We start from the raw sequence: 22,329 nt of genomic DNA, 5'->3' as shown, positions 1-22,329 counted from the left end.
TATAATTTTGTTCTTAATGGGAAGTTTTCAAAATAAATTTCGCAACCCATCGCTTGTACTTGTATAGTAACTCACCTGTCGTTGCTTCGCTCTACCATCCTCTCTTCCGCAAGCGATAAAGTGGGTCTGAGAAAGCTTTTTACCCTCTTACGGCGTAGCCGCAGAGGGGGTGGCCCAGCGAAGCGCAGGCGGGGTAAGTCGGTCGCCGACATACCGACTTTTGTCGAATATTTTGGCATTTTCTTTACTTAATTAATAAGTTTTTTTGACTATAAATTAACTTTGGGGCAAACAATTTGTAGCTTATCATACTTTTTAGTCCGGATAACCTATATTTGTTAATTCCAAACATCAAAATTTACCATGAAATTATTTGTCGGCGGCTTTCCTCTTGATATAGCAGAGATTGAATTAGTTAAAATATTCAATTCCTATGGCACGGTTAATACCATCAAGATAGTGCGGGATAAAAAAACCCGTAAATGCAAAGGATACGCCTTCCTGGAAATGACCGACCAAGCCGGGGCCGACCGCGCCATTGAAGGACTTGATGGTACCCCAATGGGCGACCGCGTACTCAGTGTAAAACAAGCTGCTGATAAACCTGCCGCCAAACCTCCAATGCCGCAGCGTAGTTTTCGCCCGCAACAAGGAGGCTATGCCAGTCCCAGGCCGGAAAAAGATTTTGTGGCTAAAAAGCGGCCTAGGATATAGCGTAATTGCCCATTAAAAGACTTTGTTCAAAAAGTCTGTCATGCTGAGCTCCGTCGAAGCATGGTGGGTTGGCCTATGCAAGGCCCTTCGACAAGCTCAGGATGACAGGCTCCCCCGCTTTATTTTTTTGCAGTACCAAAGCGGTCCAATACTTTGTTAATGGTAACACTGTCGCGCAATACGCTTAGCCTCATCCGGGTCATAGCATAGTCTGATATTTGCCAGCCGAGAGGCAACACAGGCCAGATCCGCGTATTTGGCACCCTTTCGGCAGTTGGGCGGAACAGGTAAAATCCATAATGCTTTATTCTCGAAATGGAGTAATTCCAATCTTCTGATTTTTTCATGTACCCCACGCGGCTATTCAATATTCCTACGGGCGGCGCCAATGGTTCAAATAAATTACCGGGTTTACCCGCATCTTCTGTCTGCTTAACCGAGTTGGGCAGCGATAGGAATTGCGGCTGAATATGGCTAAATATAGTATCTTCCCTGATCAGTTTATTACGCACCCGTTCAAACACCGTAAGTACGCCCAACGAGGTTTCAGCGCCCGAATTATCCCAGGTACCCCCATCCGTAAAATGATGTTTTCCATTAAGTTTAGCTGTAGGACTTACATATGGGAACCGGGCACTCAAAAAAGTAGCTGTACTCAGGCGCAGATCGCCGGGATCTTCAATTTCCTGCTCTAAAAATATGGTTGAAGGAAAATCAAGGCTATCCAGTAATACCGGGGCTGATATACCCTTTTTACCACTATCTACATCAAAGGTATTGGCAAAAAGTAAGGGTATTTCATAATGTCCGCCTTTCCACATCCTTCCCATAGTAACTTTCATATTGAGGTGATGTGCGTGGGTATGCCTTTCCCAATCTTCCTCCATCAATCGTGCCCTATCGGCCCAGGGAGCAATCCCTAATGACGAGGCCAGCATATCCCTGCCTAATAAAGCCACAATGTTTGAGGTAAGATAATCATTACGATAGATGGCCAGTGAGTTAGCCGGGTAAAACACGGTATCGCCTGCCATATTTTGTTGATGCTGATACCGGGCATTGCAAAGCAGCGATAGCCCAATAGTACCTCCTGATGCTCCGGAATAGGAAAAAACATAATGCTGAAAGTCGTGGGTGTTTGGCCCATTATCATAACGTTCCTTTACCAGGCTATCCAGCGTTCCCATCACCATGGTTGTCCAAACCGTTGCCCTTAGTCCTCCGCCATAAGCGTTTACAAAAAACACCGGGTAAGGTGTACCTGGATTCCGGGCAACAAAGGCTTTAATTTCCTGTTTACGGCTTTTGAGCCAGTTTTCGGTATAGTGGTCTAAAGAGTCCAGCGATTTGTGATAGTTGTCTTGTTTCTGGATATAGGCCTCATGATAAGCTGTTATTGTACTTATGGACCGGTACAGCGTAAACACCAGCAAAAAGGTGATCAAACTAAAACCTGTTTTTTTACCGGCGAATAATAAAAACGAAAAGAACAACAGATAGCCCGCGGCCGCGCATAATACAATAGGCATCGTATAGTAGCGGTTGCCGCTGGTTAGTTCATTTAAAAATGGCGGAAAGTTGCATAGAATAAAAAACAGCATAGCTACCATTCCACAAAAGGTTATCCAGGGTGCCACGTGCCATTTGCGTATGCCCGGGATGCCTGTACGCAAAGCCGCAGTGATCACAAACATGGCCGATAAAAAGAACAGGTCGAGCGATAAATAGGCCAAAAAATGTGGTTCGCGGTTACGCTTTCCATAAATACTACCCCAGATGATCATAGGCAATATTAAAGCTGCCATGCTTAGCCAAAAACGCCATACAACTACTTTACCATCCGATTTAAATAGCTTATCTATCCATTTATAGCGCAAAATGATCTTATAAAAAATAATGGAAGCCAGCAATAGTATCAGCGGGGGCACATCTTTCAGCATATAATCAATCTGGTAGGCATTCATGGTTTGCAGGATGCCTGTGGCCGGTATCAGGAAAGCGGCAGCCCCGAATAGCCTGGCCGTATCTACCTTGAGCGATGGTCTGGAACCAGCGGGCAAACGACTGGTGTCAAAATCAATCGGGCCTATAAAAAAGCACTTATAACTTATTCTGAGGGAATTATCAATAGCCTTGGGCAAATGCCAGCACATGAGCGCCAGCAAAGTTATGGCCACCAGGAAGTAAAAACTGGCCCAGCGGGAGGTATTGATAGAGAGCAGCATATCCTGGATCTGCGCGCTGATAAAAAGTCCCAGGAAAAAAATTAACAGCGTGATCAATACAATACGAAAACGCCAGGAATAGGTTAGCAGGCGCCCTATCCAGGCCGTTGTATAGTCGAGCCAAAACCGGGGTTTACCCAATTTAAAACCCTCATACAGCAGTTTTCCAAATACAAACGCCAGCAGCAGATATTTAATACAAGCCGGCAGGCCGATAAGCCAGGCATCGGGCAAAGGCAGTTTCAGTTTAAAATGCTGCAGAGCCCGGTTGGTCATGATATTCTCAAACACATCCAGCAGTGCCGCAAAGAGCACTAATGCGCTTAATATGGCAACTGAGCGTTGTGATATCACCCGGCGGCGACGATTGGCCTTTTGGCTCCCTATCCGGAAGATGAGAATGAGCAGGATACCTACATAAATCCCGATGAAAGTATAGTCGGCATTGTTCCGGAAAACCGCGGTTTCGATACCGGTGACGGTTTCTGGATAAGTGGTTTCGCGGGTATAGATCTGGTTTTTCTTAAATCCGGCCTGCCATTCTTTTAAGATGGAATCCCTGCGGGCATTGCTGGCATTGATCTCCCAATTGATGATGCCCGAAGGGGTATACTTGGTTACAATAAGGTAATTATCCTTCAGCGTCATACTGCCGATAACCAATAAGGCCATCAGCAATAGTGAAAAAACAGACGAAAAATGACGGTTGACCCAATTCTGTAAACGCCGGAACATATAAATGTGAATAATTTAAAGTTACAGAAAAAAGAATGATCACGGAGTTACTTGGGTGTATTTTAAATTGTCTCAAGGTTTCGACTCACCCCGACATCGCTGCGCTCGTCACCCCTCTCTCCGCTTCGCGCATAGAGGGGCTTTTATTTTCTCCATGCGTCATTGCGAGGAGGGAACGACGTGGCAATCCTCTACTTACAGAGCGGCTCTACTACTTGGGGATTGCCACACTACGTTCGCAATGACGCGTGAAGAGAAGGCTAAGACTATTAAACCTTAGCATACAACTCCTCTATTTTTTCAAGCGGAACGCCTTTAGTTTCAAACACATAACGGCTCACAAACAGGATCATGCTGATATTGATAATACCATAAACTCCAAACGTATACACCGGCCCCAGTTGCGCAAGCATTACCGGGAACGTCAGTGAAACGATAGAATTGGCCACCCAATTGCCAAACACCGCTATAGATGTGGCCGTGCCGCGAACCCTGTTAGGGAATATCTCGGCCACGTAAACCCACAATACCACGCCCCATGTACAGGCAAAACCGCCTATGTAAACAAATATAGTGACCAGCACAAAGTAGTTTTGCAGCAGGTTAAAGTGAAACAGGGCAGCCAGCACAAACATGCAAAGCCCCATGATTACCGAACCGATGAGCAGCAGCTTTTTACGGCCCAACCTATCGATCAGCGGGAAAGCCAGGATGGTGAATATTAGGTTAACCACCCCGGTAAGCATGGTTTGAAACAAAACGCTGCCGCCCACATGCACTTTCTCAAATATCAATGGGGCGTAGTAAAACACAATATTGATACCCGTAAGCTGGGCTATGGAGGCAAATACCAGGCCGATGATCACTACTTTACGGTAGCGCGGCGTAAATACTTCCCTCAGCGCGGGGCTCTCTTCCGACGCGATGTCCTTTGTAACGAGGTCAACCTGTTCTATACTTTCTGTTTTTGAATAGATATGATCAAATACCCTTTGGGCATCTTTGATCTTGTTTTTAGCAATGAGCCAACGCGGACTTTCGGGTACCAGCAGCAGCAGGATGAAGAAAACAACCGAAGGCACAACCGCCGCGGCCAGCATATAACGCCAGATATTGCCATCGTTTAAAAACGCAAAAGGTGCTTTGGCTATAATATAATTAGATATGAACGATAGCAAAATACCGGTTACAATAGCCAGCTGCTGCAGCATCCCCAGCCTGCCCCGAAATTTTGGCGGAGCTACTTCTGATATATAAATAGGTGCCAGGGTTGATGCCATGCCTATAGCAACTCCGCCTATAAAGCGATATACCACCAACTGAACATAGCTGCCCGCGACACCACTTCCCAAAGCCGCTATAATATACAATATCGAAGTCACGATCATAAGGTTTTTACGCCCGAACTTATCGGCCAGTCCACCGGCAAACAGGGCTCCGGGGATACAGCCTATCGAGGCAGCCGCTACTACCAAACCTATTTCGGCATCATTCAAATGAAAAACGGGTTTCAGGTATTGTAAGGAGCCCGCAATTACGGCGGTATCGAAACCAAACAATAGTCCGCCTAAGGCAGCTACGATGGAAATTAAAATGGTATAACTTTTCATAAAGCAGATCGGTTAACAGTAAAGTCCCAAGCCGGGATAATTGGTTTATAAACTCGATTTAGCAACACTAAATTCGCTGCTTTACAAATATATAATTCCCTGGCATATTTAAGCCGTTCATTTTCCGTCACCCGCTTTTTGTCAGTAAATTGTTATTTAACCCGATGAAGTGCATTAAAATATACCGATTGGTATATATTTGCTTCATGAATGAGATCTGGTCATATGCTCCATCTATTTGTATAATTCAAACATAAAAAAATTTACCATAAAATATACCGATTGGTATAATATATTATGAACCCCATCAAACGACAAATCCTCCTGATCACGGTAATAGCCGCCGCTATTATGGAACTGATTGATACCTCCATTGTAAATGTAGCCCTCAACTATATGAGCGGCAACCTGGGCGCCACCCTCGAAGATATTTCCTGGGTGATCACCTCCTATGCCATTGCCAATGTGATCATCATTCCCATGACTAGCTTTTTGGTGAACAACCTGGGGCGCAGGAATTATTATATCGGCTCTATCATCCTGTTTACCTTTTGCTCTTTTATGTGCGGTAACGCTACCAATATATGGGAGCTGGTGAGCTTCCGGTTTTTGCAGGGTTTGGGTGGCGGTGCCTTGCTTTCTGTTTCTGCAACCGTGGTTTATGAGCTTTTTCCGAAGGAGAAACAAGCTACTGCGAGCGCCCTGTTTGGTATTGGTGTATTCATCGGGCCAACTATAGGCCCTACACTGGGTGGCTATATCACTGAGAACTTCTCCTGGCCCTGGATCTTTTATATCAACATTCCCATTGGCGTGGCAGCTGCCATTTCCTGCTATTTCCTGCTGCACGAACCCGCCATCAGGCAAAAGATCAAACACGTAGACTGGGCGGGTATCATCCTGCTCATCATCGGCATAGGCTCCTTACAAGTAGTACTGGAACGCGGCCAAACGGACGATTGGTTTGCAGCCGGCTATATTGTTTTTTTAACCGTGGTGGCTACCCTTGCCCTTACTGCTTTTATCATCTGGGAGCTGTATACCGAAAATCCCGTGGTGAACCTGCGCATCCTTCGGTTCAGATCGTTAAGCATAGCGGCTGTGCTTACTTTTATCACCGGCATGGGTATGTATACCTCCATTTATCTTACCCCCGTGGTAGCACAGCGTCTGCTTAATTTTACCCCTACCCAATCCGGGCTCTTGCTTTTACCCGGTTCCATTGTGGCGGTATTGGCTTTGGTGATCACCGGTAAGCTATTGCAAAAGGGCGTTCCGGCGGCGCTGATCGTGTTTTTGGGCTTTCTGTGCTTTATCTATTTCAACTGGTCGATGTCAAGGATCAACCTGGAATCGTCGGCTATTGATCTTACTTTGAACCTCATTTTCAGGGCAATAGGCATGGCTTTGTTAACCGTGCCTTTGGGTACGCTGGCTGTATCATCCCTGGAGCTTAAAGATATGCCCCAGGGAACGGCCCTCAACAATATGATGCGGCAACTGGGCGGCTCGTTCGGAATCTCGATCATCAATACTTATGTGGCCCGGCGCATTGCCTCGCACCGGATGGATCTTATCACCCATATTACGCCCGATAATCCTGCCTTTATTAATCGTATAAACGGCTATGCCACAGCCTTTATGCAAAAAGGATTCGGTTTATTGGATGCCAAACAGAAAGCCATGTTGCTGGTAGAAAAAGTAGTAGTGCAGCAATCATCTTTTTCCAGCTACCTCGATAGCTTTTTCCTGATCGGGTCCTTTTTCGCGATCGTGCTGCCGCTGTTGCTTTTTGTGGCTAAACGCGATAAGAAGAAACCCCTGGTTATCCCATCCTCAGATCATTAACATTTAGGGCCAAAAAACTTTTTAAACCATGAATTTTAACACTTTTCGGCTCAAAAACGAGGTAAAAACGGGTGAAAATCTATTGGAAAAACCTCATTTTAACACTTTTTAACAAATTTTAACGCGGTTTTAAGCGGTTTTAAAAACTTTAAAAAGTATTAATTTATTAACTGTCAAATAACTACATACCAAACGGTTGTTTTTTGACCTTGTTTGGGCTTTAACAAAACAGCCCGGTTATCCTTTTTATGGGATAACCGGGCTGGTGATTGTATAAAGATACGAAAAATAGTCAGGATTCGGAAGTCTTTAGTTTTAAGTGGCTGCTTCTTATACAGTCTTAAGATTACCGGCATAGTAGTCTTAAGTCGGAGACATTCGGACAGCGCGAACTAATCATCTACGCGCGTCATTGCGAGGTACGAAGCAATCCCTATGCTGTACAGAGCAAACAAGCATTGTCGATCTGCCTATGTAGAGATTGCTTCGTTCCTCAATGACGTGTTTTTTTTGCCTTTTACTTTACCCTCGATACCACATGGGTTTTATTTCATCAGCCTATACAGGTGTACCTTTAAGATATTATTGTATTTTAGTAATTCATCTAAACTGGCATGCATCATCTCGTTATTCAATATACCTGCTTGCTGGCCATCATTATAGCCATAGTGATGCTGGCCCAGAAAATCAAGATTGCTTATCCCATATTACTGGTGATAGCCGGATTGGGCCTGGGTTTTGTACCCGGCTTAAGGGGCATTGAGATAGAGCCCGACATGATATTTGTGATCTTTTTGCCGCCGCTGTTATACGAGGCGGCATGGACAACTTCCTGGAAAGATTTCTGGAAATGGCGGCGGGTGATCAGCAGTTTCGCGTTCGTTATCGTTATTTTGACCGCAGGTGTGGTGGCTTTGGTATCCAGTAATGTTATTCCGGGTTTTACACTGGCCGCGGGCTTTTTGCTGGGCGGCATTATATCACCGCCCGACGCGGTATCGGCCACTGCAATCCTCAAAAATGTAAAAGTACCCAAAAGACTGACCACTATACTGGAAGGCGAAAGCTTGCTGAACGATGCGGCCAGTTTGGTGATTTTCAGGTTTGCCGCCGCCGCCATAGTTACGGGCTCCTTTGCCTTTGGCCAGGCTGCCCTGAGTTTTGTGCTGGTGATTGTAATGGGCATATTCATAGGCCTGGCCGTGGCCATAGTATTCTACGTCATTCACCGCTGGCTGCCAACTACTACCAATATTGATATCATCCTTACGTTTATTACACCCTATGCTATGTATATGGCGGCAGAGGCCTTTAATTTTTCGGGCGTACTGGCGGTGGTAAGCGGGGGATTGTTCCTTTCTATCAGGCGCGATAGCTTTTTAACCTACAGCAGCCGGCTGCAGGGTATTAATGTTTGGGAAGCCGTGGCTTTTGTGCTGAACGGTTTTGTATTTATACTCATCGGGCTGGAATTCCCGGTGGTGATCAAAGACCTTGGACCAAATGGTTTAGAGCCTGCCATCCGTTACAGCGCTATTATTTCGGGGGTTTTGATCGTTACCCGTTTGGCCAGTACCTTTGGCGCAGGGGTATTTACGGTATTCATCAGCCGGTATATTACCACTGCCGATAACCGCCCCGGCTGGAGGGGTCCTTTGTTATTGGGCTGGGCGGGTATGCGCGGTGTGGTATCTCTGGCGGCGGCGCTCAGTATTCCGGTAACGCTTCAATCAGGAGCACCTTTCCCTAACCGGAGCCTTATTTTGTTCATTACCTTTTCGGTTATCCTGGTTACACTGATATTACAGGGACTTACCCTGCCCCTGCTCATCAAATGGGTTAATATGCCCGACCCGGATTATACTGTTTCTTTCGAACAGCAAAGGCAGCTGGTACGTAAAAAACTTTCGATGGTAACATTGGATCTGCTCCAAAATAAATACCCCAAACACCTCAAAGAAAATGATATGGTAAAGGCCATCAAGATAAAAATTGATGCCGATATGGAACTGCTGGCCGATTGGGACAAAGCCGATGGCAAAGGACGTGCTGAAGAGTTTTACCGCGATTATATTATGATACTGGAAGATATGATGCAGGAACAACGTAATCTGCTGAAAACACTGAATAAGAAAGAAAACATCAACGACGATATCATCAAGCAGCAACTCGCCCTGCTCGACCTGGAACAGGAGAAGCTGCGCCAGCATTTTTCTTTCGAGGAGGAGTAGACTCATCCCGGCATCGCTGCGCTTGTTGACCCTCTTTACGCAAGCGTAAAGAGGGTAGCTTTTCTTCGCGCGTCATTGCCGAGGAGGAACGACGTGGCAATCCCCGATAGGCAGAGCGTCTCTGTAAGTAGGGGATTGCCACGCTGCGCTCGCAATGACGTGTGGGATAAAAAGTTCAAATCTCCTCTTTCCGCCGAAGGTGAAGGCCTGTCATCCTTGAGCTTGTCGAAGGACGCGTGCAGAGGCTAACCCGCCATGCTTCGACCGGCTCAGCATGACAGCCGGCTATTAAACAAGAAAGGCCGCCGGATAACCGGTGGCCTTTCTTGTTATGTTTCAATTCCCCTCTTGAGAGAGGCGCGTGAGCTTGAGCGGTGGCGGGGTGTATTTATGTAAGCATAATAACACACCCCTGCCCCCTCTCCAGAGGGGATCCACACACAACCCCTCCTTTTTTATTTATTACCAGCCAGCATTTTGTTTAATAACGCCGTTGCTGCGGTCAATTTCTTTTTGAGGCACAGCCCAAACACCGTTTACAGCCGGGTTAAAGTTACGTGCAGGCCATATTACCGAGCCACTGTAACCATGCAATGGTTTGGCATAGGTTGCGGCGGCATCGCCCCAGCGTACCAGGTCGCGGTGACGGTCGGACCATTCGCCGGCCAGTTCACAACGGCGCTGGTTTTTCAGATCGGCCATGGTAGCGCCCTGAATAACTTTCAAGCCGGCACGCTGACGGATCATGTTGATCTCCGCATCGGCATTTTTGCCCTGCATCAGTTCGGCCTCCGCCTTGATCAGGATAACCTCGGCATAACGCATTAATGGTACATTCAGATTGGTTGTAGGATGATCACCATTTGGACTGATAGAAGCCCCTACCGGACTCGCATACGAAAATGGCTCCATGTATTTATTGAACTGGTAACCCGAAAGACTGTTTACCGAAGAATAAGTTCTTGAGGTGCCGAAAAACTGAAACACATCTCCCGGTTTCAGAATAGTGGCTTCACGGCGTTTGTCGCCGGCTTCAAAGGCATCATACAGTTCTTTGGTTGGCTGATAGTAGCCCCAGCCGTTATAAAATCCCCAGCCTTTGTTCTCGAGCATTACGCCCGGCAGGATACTGCCCCAGCCACTTGCACCTTTCGCTGTGCTCACTGCCGACCAGATATATTCTGAGCTGAAGTTATTGGCCGCTTTAAAAACGTCAGCAAAGTTTGGCAACAAAGCACGTTTGCCCTGATTAATCACCGAGTCGGCATATTTTTGAGCATTGGCATAATCCTTTTTAAACAGGTACATTTTTGAAAGATAAGCCCAGGCGGCCACCTTGTGTGGCCTGCCCTGATCTGCTGGGCTCAGTTGATCAAAATATGGCAATAAGTTAGCCGCTTTCTTCAGTTCGCCTTCAATGTAGGTATAGTTTTCGCCAACGTTGGCCGCCCTTGGTGTAGGGTTGGGGTCGTTATTGTTGGCACGGGTAATGATGGGTAACCCGGCGCGATCGTCGCCATAGTTATAAGCCATTTGAAAGTACATCAATCCGCTTAAAAAATAAGCCTCGCCCAGGTAACGGTTTTTCAAAGAGGCATCCATGCTAATAGCAGGCACCTTGTTAATCACGTCGTTAGCGCGCCTGATCACGGAGTAACGCATATTCCATTGATCAACCGTGTACCCCCCTGAGTAATAAGTAGGACTGAAATTTTTGATAGCATCGGCATTGGTATTGATACGGCCGGTCACCATATCGTCGCTGGCGTTAATGAACCACATATAACCACGACCGTAAAACTCTTCGCCGTCAAAAGGCTCATACATGGCGTTTACTCCCAACAGGGCATCGTCACCGGTTTGCCAGAAATTAATTTCAGACACCGCGCCTTGTGGCTTGATATCCAGATTTTTGGAGCAGGCACCCAAAAGCATGCTTGCCGATATTGCTAATATAATATTGCTGATCTTTTTCATGATTGCTTTACTTACAGATTTAAATTGATACCGAAAATAAATGAGCGCGATTGCGGGTACCTACCTACGTCGATACCGTAGTTATCAAAACCAACCTCCGGATCAAAACCTTTGTATTTGGTAATGGTGAACAGGTTGTTTGATGTGGTGTATATACGCAGACTGCTGATACCGGCACGGGTTAACAACGCGGGCGAAAAGGTATAACCCAGGGTTACGTTCTTAAACCGCAGGTATGAGCCATTCTCGATATAAAAATCGGAGTTAGTACCAAAGTTGCCATTGGCATCGCTGGCGGTTACACGCGGAATAGTGGCGTTGGTATGCTGTGGTGTCCAGGCGTTCAGCACATCTTTCAACAGGTTATAGTTTTGACCCAAACCACCTGCATTTAAGCTGGTATATTTTAAAGCATTGTACAGCTTGTTACCCTGCACGCCTTGCAGAAAAATGTTCAGATCGAAACCTTTGTAGCTGGCGTTCAGGCTTAGGCCATAGGTGAATTTAGGATACGCGCTACCCAGGAACTGACGGTCGCTATCATTAATTTTGCCATCGCCGTTGGCATCCACAAAACGGATATCACCTGGTTTGGCATTTGGCTGGATAGGTGTACCGTTCGGGCCTTTGTAAGCATCCACCTCTGCCTGGTTCTGGAACAAACCATTGGTTTTGATAGCGTAGTACGAATAAAGCGGCTGACCAACCTGCACCCAGGCCGGTGCCAGCAAGCCACGTACGCTTGGGCTTACCCCCGGGATGGTGGTATTGCCATTAGGTAATGACAGTAATTTATTGGTGAGTGTGCTCACATTGGCATTGATACCATAACGGAATGCTTTTTTAGGATCGCTATTATAACCCAGACTTACTTCAATACCATTATCACGTGCCTCGCCACCGTTAACCCATACATTACCCAGGCCAATACCTGCAGGTATGTTCATCAGCATGTTCTCGGTTTTTTTAACAAAATAGTCGGCGGTTAAGGTGATACGTTCATTTAGGAAACCCAGGTCTAAACCAATATCAGTTTGTTTTGAACGGGCCCAGGTCAGGTTCGGGCTGGCCCTGTCATAGCTGTAATAACCGTTTAGTTGTGCCGGGTCTGAACCCAGATAAACACTACCTACACTCAGGTTAGGACTCACAGCTGTTGTACTAACAGATGATAAGTTACCCAATACACCATAGCTGCCCCTGATCTTTAAATTGCTCAGCCAGGTTAGGTTTTGCATAAAATTCTCGCGGCTTACTACCCATCCAGCAGATACCGAGCCAAAGTTCTGGAACCTGTTTTTGGGGGCCACCAGTGATGTACCATCTCTACGACCGGTAAATGATAACAGATACTTGCCATCGTAATCATAATTAACACGGGCGAGGTAGGAGATCAGAGCCTCATCGGTCCTATAATCGCCAGGTTTTGGAACCGGGGTACCGGTACCGTTTACAAAATAGCGAAACAAGGGATCTTCATTGCTAAAACCAGAAAGGGAAGCCGACAAACCCATGCTGCTGTTTTTCTGATAAGTGTAACCAGCCAGCACATCCAGGTTGTTTTTACCTAATGATTTTTTATAATTTAAGGTTTGCTCGGTCAGAAACCTTGAATCCTGCGATGATGACTCGTTAAGGGTATTGGTTAAGCTGGGTTTACCAACCTCGGGTACGATAGGTGAAAAACCTTTAAAATAATAGAAGCTTTTGGTAACCGAATAGTTCGATCTGAATTTAAGACCGGGAATAATGCTGGCCTCAAAATAAGGATTGGCAATAATGGTGTTTACCGGGTTGCTGGTATCAATACGCTCCAGGTTGGCAACGGGGTTAACTACATCGCCGTATGAACCTGCATAATTTAAAGGCAAACCTGAATAAGCGCCAGATGGGGTACGTACCGTAATACTTGGCGGATAAAATATGGCAGCCTGGATAGCGCCGGTATAACCGCTGAATGTGTTGGTACCGCGCCCATCTGAGTAGGTATATGATAAATTTTCACCAACTTTTAACCAGCTATTTAACTGATGGGTGGAGTTGATACGGTAAGCATAACGCTCAGAATAGGTATTCAATAATATACCGGTTCCTTTGCGGTAGTTGAAACTCATGAAGTAGCTGGATTTATCGTTGCCTCCGTTCAGGTTCACACTATAATCCTGGGTATGCCCTGTTCTGAACACCGCGTCTACCCAATTGGTGCGGGTTATTTGTCCGTCGGGATATTTGGTAGCATCAAAAGCCGGGAGGCGTGGCTTGCCGGCGTTATCCGCAGCTGTGTTATATACATCGGCATATTCCTTGGCATCCAATGCTTCCAGTTTTCTCCAGGCATTGGCAAAACCTTGCTTGGCATCAAAAGAGATGTTCATTTTGCCTTTGGTACCCTTTTTAGTAGTGATGAGGATAACACCGCCAGATGCACGGGCGCCATAAATAGCAGCCGAAGCATCTTTCAATACCGAAATAGCTTCTATATCATTCGGGTTAACTACAGGTGTACCCGGATAAAAAACCGAACCATCAATAACATACAGCGGTTGTTCGCCGTTGATACCACCCAGGCCGCGGATGTTTACCTGCGGTGCATTGGTAGGGTCGCCGCCATTGTTATTAACTACTACACCGGCGGCTTTACCTTGTAAAGCTTCCTGCAGATTATTGAATGAACGTGATGATACTTTATCCAAACCAACGGTTGATACCGCTCCAGATAAGGTTGAACGGGTTTGTGTACCGTAACCTACAACTACCACCTCTTTTAACGATTGGCTGTTGGCCTTCAGCACCACATCAATATTCTGCTGGCCCTTTACCGCTACCTCCTGGCTGTCATAACCAATGTATTTAAAAACCAGGATCGAAGTTTCATCGGTACTCAGGGAATACTTGCCTTCGGTATTGGTCATGGTACCGGTGCTTGTTCCTTTTACGGCAACGCTCACGCCGATCAGGGCTTCACCGCTTTCGTCGGTTACTTTTCCCGTAACGGTGATGGCCTTTACCACCAGCTCTTTTTCTTTGGTTTTTACTACCGGTTGTTGTTTTTCAACCTGTAATAAAATGTGCTCCTCATCAACCTGCCTGATGTTACCTTTGTAGCCTTTAATCAGTTCTTTTAGCACATCAATCAGCAACTCATTATTGGCTGATATGGAAATTTCTTTATCAGCGTCAAAGCTGGTAGAGTTGTAACCTATTTTAAAAGACGTTTTTTGTTCTATCAGTCTAAAAACACTTTTGATGCTTAGATTTTTAGCTGTAAGACTGATACGTACAGTATTCATGGTTTGTGCCGCCGCCGAAAATGACGGGGTTGAGCAGGCTCCAATAATAACCAGAACAATGCAGTAGGTTGCCAGCCATTTGAGGTGATTTTTTAATGATAATATGTGTAATAGATTTCTCATTTTTATAATGTTATTTTATGTGATAAAAAGAATCGTTAAAAATGACATGGTCTGCTGCTACAGCAGCCATATAGCAGGCAGGTGTTCGCGCATCTGCCTGTTTTTTGTTTGGGGGGAACGGTTACATAGCTTAACGGCAATTTTGTGATTGGATAAAAATTTTATGGTTGGTGTACTGATAGGTAATGCCTGTAAGCTGACTTAACACCCGGAGCACTTTATCTAAAGGCTGGCTGTTAAAACCAATGGTATATTTACAGTTGCGACCGGGTTTATCCTGCAGCTGAACATCTATATTATACATTCTGGATAGTGTTGAGCTTATTTCGGGTATGGTGGCCTCGTCAAAATAAAGCCCGCCGTTTTGCCAGGCGCTTAACTTGTCGGCATCGGCAGTTTTAGTATAATGCTGATGTGCCTGGCGGTTGTAAACCAGCATTAAGTTGCGTGTAAGCACTTTGCCGATGGTTACCACTTTATCGGATGCCTTCTTTTCGCCAACGCTTACCATACCGCTTACTACGGCTATCTTATATTCGCTTTCGTTATTATAGGCGTGCACATTAAACTGGGTTCCCAGTACCTGGGTTTGTATGTCCCCGGTGGTCACGATGAAGGGTTTGGCAGCATCGTGCTTTACATGAAAAAAGCCTTCGCCGGTGAGTTTCACTATTCTCTTCTTTTCGCCAAAATCGGCACTGAGGGTTAAAACAGATGAGGAATTCAGGGTTACTACCGTACTATCGGGCAGGGTTAGCACTTTACGCTCACCTCGTGCTGTGGAATATTGCTGCAAAGCCTGCGGAACTGGCTGTTTCAATTTAGAATACAGTAAAAAGCCGCCGGGTGCCAGTAACAACAGCGCTGCTACTTTAAGATATTGGAGTACATATACCTTTCGCCCGGCCGATCGTGATGGTATGCCTTTGAGCACGCGTTTCCTGATCCGGTTTAAGATGCGGTCTTCTGCCGATGACGTAATACCGGTTTGTGATGGATTGTTTAATTTATTGAGCCAGGCTTCTACCCGTGCCCGTTCGTCGGGTGTACATTCGTCCTTCTGGTACTTTTGTAATAATGCTTTGATCTCTGCAGATTCTTTTGTGTTCATCTGCCCATATAATCGGTGCTTACCGAAAATGGTACCGTTAAATAATCATCAAGTGTTTATTAAATCAATGTTACCCAAATTTTAGATTATGAGATTTTTGGACTATGTGATTGAGAGAACAAGGAGCTATATTTTTTGGAGATTGAGCAAAGACAGTTCCATAATCCCCAAGTCTTATAGTCTTAAAATCCCATAATCTAAAATCGATCACTTGAGATGAAGCATGATCTTTACCACAATTAAAAACAATGGAAAACTTTCCATCCGTTTCAACCTTAGCTGGAGACGCTTGAGTGCTATGGTGAGATTATTTTTTACGGTTTGCTCAGACAAGGCCAACCGACCGGCGATTTCCTTAACCGGCAATTGCTCTAACCGGCTTAGTTTAAATACATCCCGCATATTGTCGGGCATTTTATCTACTTCGGAGCTTAGCCAGTCTTCCAGTTCGGCTTCAATAACTTCATTTTCTGGCGATGGGGATACCAGGTGCTCATAATCAGGCAGCAGCGTTTCAAAATGAGCTAATTTTTTATTACCTGCCAGGTAAAAATCAATGGTTTTATTTTTGGCGGCCTTAAATAGATAGGGCGAAAGCGTGTCGTTTATAGCCACGGCGTAGCGGTTATGCCAAAGGGAAATAAAAATATCCTGAACGGCTTCTTCCGCAGTTTCGAGCGAGTTGGTTTTGGAGAGTATATATCGAAAAAGGGCTTTATCGTACCGCTGCATCAGCGCCAGCAGGGCCTGTTCGTCATCGTCCTGAAGCCGGGCCAGTAAATCAGTATCCGAAATAAACCTGCCACGCATCATGGCGCAAACTTATATTTACACCTTTAACTCAATGTTAGCTCAGCATAAAATATCACGGTTTTTCCACTCACCCCGACATCGCTACGCTCGTCACCCCTCTCTCCGCTTCGCGCATAGAGGGAATTTTTATTTCTTTCTTTATTCTCCTCTAACCCTCTTTGCGGCAAAGCCGCAGAGAGGGTGGTCCAGCGAAGCGTAGACCGGGTGAGTAGACTCGTCACCCTGGCTGTATACCCTCAAACAAAAAGCCTCCTTCAATTGAAGGAGGCTTTTTGCAGTCAGCTTTAATTAGCCGGTACCGTTATGGTTTTACGTGTGATGGGATAGGCGCTGAAATAACCCAGCACCCCGCCGGTAATATTACTGGTGGGGTTGGATGGCGCAGCGTTGTTGCCATTACCTGTTGAGCCGGAATTTAAGCTAAAAAAGTATTTGTAAACCGCGGCATCAATACATTCCATCTCTACCATGAGCTGTTTGCCGGTCCTGATCTCGCGAGCGGGATCATCATTATCATTATTGAAATTAATGCGGCTGTTTACGGTTTGACCATTGGTAAACTCATCATCATCTATCATTAAACTCTTTTCCTTTCTACCGTCAATATATTGAATAAAGCGGTAATAGTTTTTTTCATTCGCAGGATCCTGATACTTTACCGCAGCCACCCGCAGTTTGGTTTTGTCTTTATTGGTACCCAACTCATCGTCAACAACATAAATACTATCCAGCTTAGTAATCTGGGGCATAGTACTGGTTGAGGTATAAGTTTTATCATTCAGCTTAACGGTTAAATGATAAGTATGCCCCGGTATACCCACAAGGATGCTGTTTTGGTAAACACCTGTAGCGGTAGGATCAAAATTATAAACCGTACCATCAGCCTCCACGCTTACCAGCGCGCCGCCAATACCGTCAAAGGAACTGTCGTCGGTAAATTTTTTAGACAAGCTTATAGATACTTTGGCGCCGCCAGCTTCATTACTCACCGTACCCTCTATCACCGTTTGAGGGGCGCTGTTATTCAATTTCAGGTCGATAACCTTTTCGCAGGAGCTCAGCAGCCCCAGCAGGATCATCAATATGGCCGAAAAACGTATGGTATGCATCTGTTAAAATTTAAAGTTATAAGTAATAGAAGGCACATAGGTAAATAAAGTGGTACGCACGGCCTCTGTTTTGTTAGGATCTGTTTTGTTATCTCTGAAATATATACGGTAAGCGTTGCGGTTACCATAAGCGTTATACAAGCTAAAGTTAAGCTCCGAGCTGTATTTTTTGGTTTTCTTAAGCTGCTTGGTAGCGCCCAGGTCGAGCCGGTGGTAGGCAGGCAGCCTTGAGGCATTACGATTGGTATAATAATAATAGGTAGCCCCATCTATCTGGTATTTACCGCTTGGGTAAGTAACCGCGTCGCCGGTGTAGAATACAAAATTGGCGGATAACGTCCATTTGTCGTTCAGCTTATAAACACCTACTACGGCCAAGTCATGGGTACGGTCCTGGCGTGCATTATACCATTGATTATTATTGATACCATCAATCAGCCGTTCTGATTTGGATAGCGTATAACTGATCCAGCCGGTTAAACGGCCTGTCTTTTTCCGCAGCAAAAACTCGGCGCCATAAGCACGCCCCTTACCATACAACAACTGCGTTTCAATTGGCTGATTGGTGAAAATATTGGCATCGTTACGATAATCTAACTGATTTTGCAGTTTTTTATAGTAGGTTTCAAACGTGAACTCATATTTATGCCCGGCCAAGTCGCGATAGTATCCAACAGAAAACTGATCGGCTAGTTCCGGCTTGATCAAATTGGTACTGGCTACCCATTTATCAGTTGGCGAACCCGGTGTGGAGTTGCTGATGAGGTGCAGATTTTGCGCGTTGCGGGCATAAGAAGCCTTTACCGAGCTGATATCATTGAGTTGAAAAGCAGCAGCTACACGGGGTTCCAGGTTTACATAGTTTTTAACTATCTGGCCAGAGTTATAATGTTTTGAGCCGGTTATATCGCCATCGGCATTCACGTCATAATATGAACCGGGTCCTATTACCGAAAAGGCAGAAAGCCGTGTACCATAGGTCAAACTAAAGCGGTCTGTAACTTTCCAGGTATCACTTACATAGGCGGCATTATCCCAGGCATACCGGGTTTCGAGCTTTTGGGATATAAAACCTGAGTTGCCCGTGGCCGATATCTCACCGGGTTTAATGGTATGATAAACACTGTTGACACCAAAACTCAGGGAATGATCCGCACCGATATCATATTGCATATCTTCCTTAAAATTCCAGTCTTTAATGCGCGATGTAATATTATAGGTATTTACATCCTGCTTTACTTTGATCTCATAGTCGTAATTACTATAGATGAAAGAGGTGTTTGAGAAAAAACGATTGTTAAAAATGTGGTTCCAGCGCAGGGTTGCCGTGGTATTGCCCCAATTGATGCCGTTCACATTATTTGCCGAAAGCACATCCTTGCCCAAATATCCCGAAATATAAACCCGGTCTTTATCACCCAAAACCAAATTGGCCTTGGCGTTAATATCGTAAAAATAAAGCCGGCTGTTTTTAACCACAGTATCTTTTGACAGTTTCAGGAAAGCATCGGCATAAGTACGCCGGGCCGAAATCAGGAAGGATGATTTACCCTTCTGGATAGGACCTTCTACATTTAAACGGGCTGCTATCATGCCCACACCGCCGCTCACGCCAAACTTTTGGTTGTTACCATCGTTCATCTTCACATCAATTACCGATGATAGCCTGCCGCCGTACTGCGCGGGCATATCGCCTTTGTAAATGCTTACGTTTTTAATCGCATCGGAATTAAACGTGGAAAAGAAACCTAACAGGTGATAGGCATTATATACGGTAGCTTCATCCAGCATCAGTAGGTTTTGATCGGTAGCGCCGCCGCGTACATAAAAACCGCCACTGCCCTCCCCTGCCGATTTAATACCAGGGAACAGCTGTATGGTTTTCATCACATCATGTTCGCCCAATAATACGGGCACATCATTTATTTCACGGATGTTTAATTTTTCGACACCCATTTGCGGGCTTTTTAAATCGCGGGCGCCTTTTTGCGTGGCGGTTATAATTACCGTTTGCAGCTCCTGCGCATTATCGTCCATAGTAATATTCAACCGCTGATCGCTTGTCAGCGCAACCGGTACAATCAGGCTTTTCTGCCCGATAGCGCTGATGAGCAACTGATGGTCACCGGCCGGCAGTGTTATCGAGTAGAAGCCATAACCATTGGTTGAAGTGCCCTGAGCCCCATCTACCAGTCGTATACTGGCTCCTATTATCGTCTCCCCAGACTGTTTTGATGTCACTGTTCCGCTGATGGTGAACTTTCCTGCTGCCGGTTTTGCCGCCGGTTCGGCGACCGGCTTTTTTAGCTTCGCAGCGTCATAGCGGATCAGTATATCCTGATCAAGCTGGGAATAACTATATGGATAATTGGCCAGGACTGCATCAAGTACCTGCTTCAGGCTTTGCAACTTTGCTTTAATGGTTAATTTGATATTGCTGGCAGCTACAGCTTCGTTATAGGTAAAGCGTACGCCGGTAGCCGAGGTGATCATGTCCAGGGCCTGCCTTAATGGTACGTTATTTAAATTGATGGTAACGGTTTTATCAAGCGGCGATTGGGCGAAAGTTTGTAAGCTGCCAAACGCAATGATAAGGTTTATGTAAAAAAATACACGTAAAACTTGGTATAATCTCTTTAATGGATAAATCGGGTTAGGGAACCACAGAGGTTCTTTTTTTTTCATAAATTTAACAGGTTTAAAATAATCAGTCGTTAGTTTCAAAGGCCATGACTGATCAAAGGTTTTAAATACAAGCCCGGTTCTGTTTCCCTGAGCCGGGCTTTTTTTCATAGGTACGTGTGCAGGGGCGAAATTAAGACATCATGGTTGCAGTTTTGTGGGGTAATAGGGGTAAATAAATCATATTTATACTAAGGGTGAAGCAGGTAAGTTCCGTTTTGTTTTTCCCAGCGTATCTCCATAACTGTACTTAATTTTTCAAGCGTACGGTTAATTGGCTCGGTAGTTTGTAAACGGCCATAAAAAGTTTTTGAGGTTAAACCGGGGCCCAAATTGATGGGAATGCCATATTGAATTTCGAGATCACGAACAACTTCGGCCAATGAGGCGCCGCTAAAATCAAAGATCCCTTTGCGCCTGTCAAGAAATTTGGCAGCGTTTGGATAGTTTTCCTTTACCAGCCTGGCTGTAGCCTTTTGGTATATCGTTCTTTGATTGGCGGTTACCATGGCTGTGTTAGCACTTGCTTTTGCAGATACCCCTACCTTACCGCTCACTACCGTTACATCGATAGATTTAGCGTGTGCATAAGCCTGAATATCAAAACTGGTACCCAGTACCACCGTTTTTACAGCTCCGGATTGTATCACAAAGGGATGACCGGTATCGTGCTTAACCTCAAAATAAGCTTCGCCATCGATACTTACATCACGCAATTTGCCTCTGAATTTTTCGGGATAACTAAGCGTAGTTGCAGGACTAAGCCAGATATGGGTACCATCGGCCAGGAATATCTGTTTGTATTCTCCCGGGTTGGTAGTCATTTTTAATTGTTTTACCGGATCAACCAGGTTGAGTATGGGCGCCCTGTATAATACCGCTATGCCTATGGCAACAACAACGGCTGCCGCGGCGGCCAAATTGCGCCATAGCTTATATATTTTCACTGGAGGTGCCGGCTGTTCATTTATACCGGCGTTAATCCGGTTTAATATAGTTTCCCTGATCTGTTCGGTTGATGTATACCGACCATTTGAAAGCAATAGTTCTTCATCATTAAAATCGGCATACCACTGCTCAAACCGCGACTTTTCGTCGGGCGTAAGTGTTCCTGTCAGCCATTTATGGGCCAGCTCTTCAGGGTTAAAGCTATTACTATCCATGGTTTATCTGGTATGTTTACACATATAGTCAGCTATAGTGCGGTTTACCCTTAGTGGTAGATGAAAAAAAATAAATTATTTTTCGAGCAGGTAAAGCAGCAGCGGAATGGTGATGTTTAATGTTTGCCTAAGCGTGCTTAATGCTTTGGTCATATGTGCCTCTACCGTTTTTTCGGCAATGTTGAGTTCGGCGGCAATTTCGGCGTTTGTTTTGTTTTGTTCACGGCTTAGTAAAAATACTATCCTGCACTTTTCGGGTAAGCGGCTGATGCTTTGTTCAAGCTGTATACGAAGTTCCTTTTCAGATAACCATTGGCTGGTACTATCCGCCTCACGCGGCTCGTGAATAGTCAGGTGGTCAATATGCTGCTTTTTACGAAACTGCTTATCCAGATGATTAATGATGCGGTATTTAACAGCAACCGATAAATAGGTATTTAAACTATGGGTAAGTTGGATAGTTGCGCGCCGCTGCCAAAGGCTCAAAAAAATTTCCTGTACTACTTCTTCGGCCTCCTGTTCATCATTTAAGCGATGTATGGCTACGGTGAACAGTTTATCCCAATAACGATTATAGAGTTCTGTAAAGGCTACACGGTCATCCTTGCGGATCAATTCCAATAACCGGCTATCTGTTGCTGTTTCTGGTTGGTAGCGCTCCATATATAAACTATGACGATCAATTCCTGTATTCGTTA

Annotated in this window: 13 protein-coding genes; 3 read left to right on the top strand and 10 right to left on the bottom strand. The window is 45.3% G+C overall.

Annotated elements, in window-relative coordinates:
• Window positions 1-363: 363 nt before the first annotated feature.
• Window positions 364-714, top strand: a complete 351-nt coding sequence (locus tag ACNURT_RS09005) for an RNA recognition motif domain-containing protein (protein WP_419701444.1) — start codon at window positions 364-366, stop codon at window positions 712-714.
• A gap of 119 nt (window positions 715-833) precedes the next feature.
• Here the strand turns inward: ACNURT_RS09005 and ACNURT_RS09000 are convergent, their stop codons facing one another.
• Together ACNURT_RS09000 and ACNURT_RS08995 are read right to left on the bottom strand one after the other, a co-directional pair.
• Window positions 834-3,674 (bottom strand): hypothetical protein, encoded by a 2,841-nt coding sequence (locus ACNURT_RS09000; protein WP_419701443.1) that lies wholly within the window; start codon window positions 3,672-3,674, stop codon window positions 834-836.
• 269 nt (window positions 3,675-3,943) lie between these two features.
• Complete coding sequence (locus ACNURT_RS08995) at window positions 3,944-5,284, bottom strand: sugar porter family MFS transporter (protein WP_419701442.1); 1,341 nt, start codon at window positions 5,282-5,284, stop codon at window positions 3,944-3,946.
• A 297-nt stretch (window positions 5,285-5,581) separates the two neighbouring features.
• Here ACNURT_RS08995 and ACNURT_RS08990 point away from each other — a divergent pair, with 297 nt between their 5' ends.
• Both ACNURT_RS08990 and ACNURT_RS08985 read left to right on the top strand, forming a co-directional pair.
• Entirely contained in the window at window positions 5,582-7,132 is a 1,551-nt protein-coding gene (locus ACNURT_RS08990; RefSeq protein WP_419701441.1) for a DHA2 family efflux MFS transporter permease subunit, read from the top strand.
• A 614-nt stretch (window positions 7,133-7,746) separates the two neighbouring features.
• Entirely contained in the window at window positions 7,747-9,363 is a 1,617-nt protein-coding gene (locus tag ACNURT_RS08985; RefSeq protein WP_419701440.1) for a Na+/H+ antiporter, read from the top strand.
• 462 nt (window positions 9,364-9,825) lie between these two features.
• Here ACNURT_RS08985 and ACNURT_RS08980 read toward each other — a convergent pair whose 3' ends face one another.
• From ACNURT_RS08980 to ACNURT_RS08945, 8 genes are all read right to left on the bottom strand, one after another.
• A complete protein-coding gene (locus tag ACNURT_RS08980) occupies window positions 9,826-11,340 on the bottom strand; it encodes a RagB/SusD family nutrient uptake outer membrane protein (RefSeq protein WP_419701439.1) in 1,515 nt (504 codons plus the stop codon).
• An 11-nt stretch (window positions 11,341-11,351) separates the two neighbouring features.
• Window positions 11,352-14,753 (bottom strand): SusC/RagA family TonB-linked outer membrane protein, encoded by a 3,402-nt coding sequence (locus ACNURT_RS08975; RefSeq protein WP_419701438.1) that lies wholly within the window; start codon window positions 14,751-14,753, stop codon window positions 11,352-11,354.
• Between the two features lie 130 nt (window positions 14,754-14,883).
• Window positions 14,884-15,864 carry a FecR family protein gene (locus ACNURT_RS08970; RefSeq protein ID WP_419701437.1) on the bottom strand — a complete coding sequence of 327 codons (981 nt, stop codon included), beginning with the start codon at window positions 15,862-15,864 and terminating at the stop codon, window positions 14,884-14,886.
• Window positions 15,865-16,071: 207 nt separating this feature from the next.
• Window positions 16,072-16,677, bottom strand: coding sequence for an RNA polymerase sigma factor (locus ACNURT_RS08965; protein WP_419701436.1), 606 nt, complete (start codon window positions 16,675-16,677; stop codon window positions 16,072-16,074).
• 284 nt (window positions 16,678-16,961) lie between these two features.
• Window positions 16,962-17,786: a DUF4249 domain-containing protein gene (locus ACNURT_RS08960; protein WP_370994757.1), complete on the bottom strand. Its 825-nt coding sequence runs from the start codon at window positions 17,784-17,786 to the stop codon at window positions 16,962-16,964.
• 3 nt (window positions 17,787-17,789) lie between these two features.
• Window positions 17,790-20,471 carry a TonB-dependent receptor gene (locus ACNURT_RS08955; protein WP_419701435.1) on the bottom strand — a complete coding sequence of 894 codons (2,682 nt, stop codon included), beginning with the start codon at window positions 20,469-20,471 and terminating at the stop codon, window positions 17,790-17,792.
• 188 nt (window positions 20,472-20,659) lie between these two features.
• Window positions 20,660-21,631, bottom strand: coding sequence for a FecR family protein (locus tag ACNURT_RS08950; protein ID WP_419701434.1), 972 nt, complete (start codon window positions 21,629-21,631; stop codon window positions 20,660-20,662).
• A gap of 75 nt (window positions 21,632-21,706) precedes the next feature.
• Window positions 21,707-22,294 carry an RNA polymerase sigma-70 factor gene (locus ACNURT_RS08945; protein WP_419701433.1) on the bottom strand — a complete coding sequence of 196 codons (588 nt, stop codon included), beginning with the start codon at window positions 22,292-22,294 and terminating at the stop codon, window positions 21,707-21,709.
• Window positions 22,295-22,329 lie beyond the last annotated feature (35 nt).

Source organism: Mucilaginibacter sp. NFX135, assembly GCF_048565145.1.
Lineage (GTDB): Bacteria > Bacteroidota > Bacteroidia > Sphingobacteriales > Sphingobacteriaceae > Mucilaginibacter.
The sequence above is the reverse complement of the archived record's forward strand: the minus strand, read 5'-3'. Positions and strand labels throughout refer to the sequence as shown.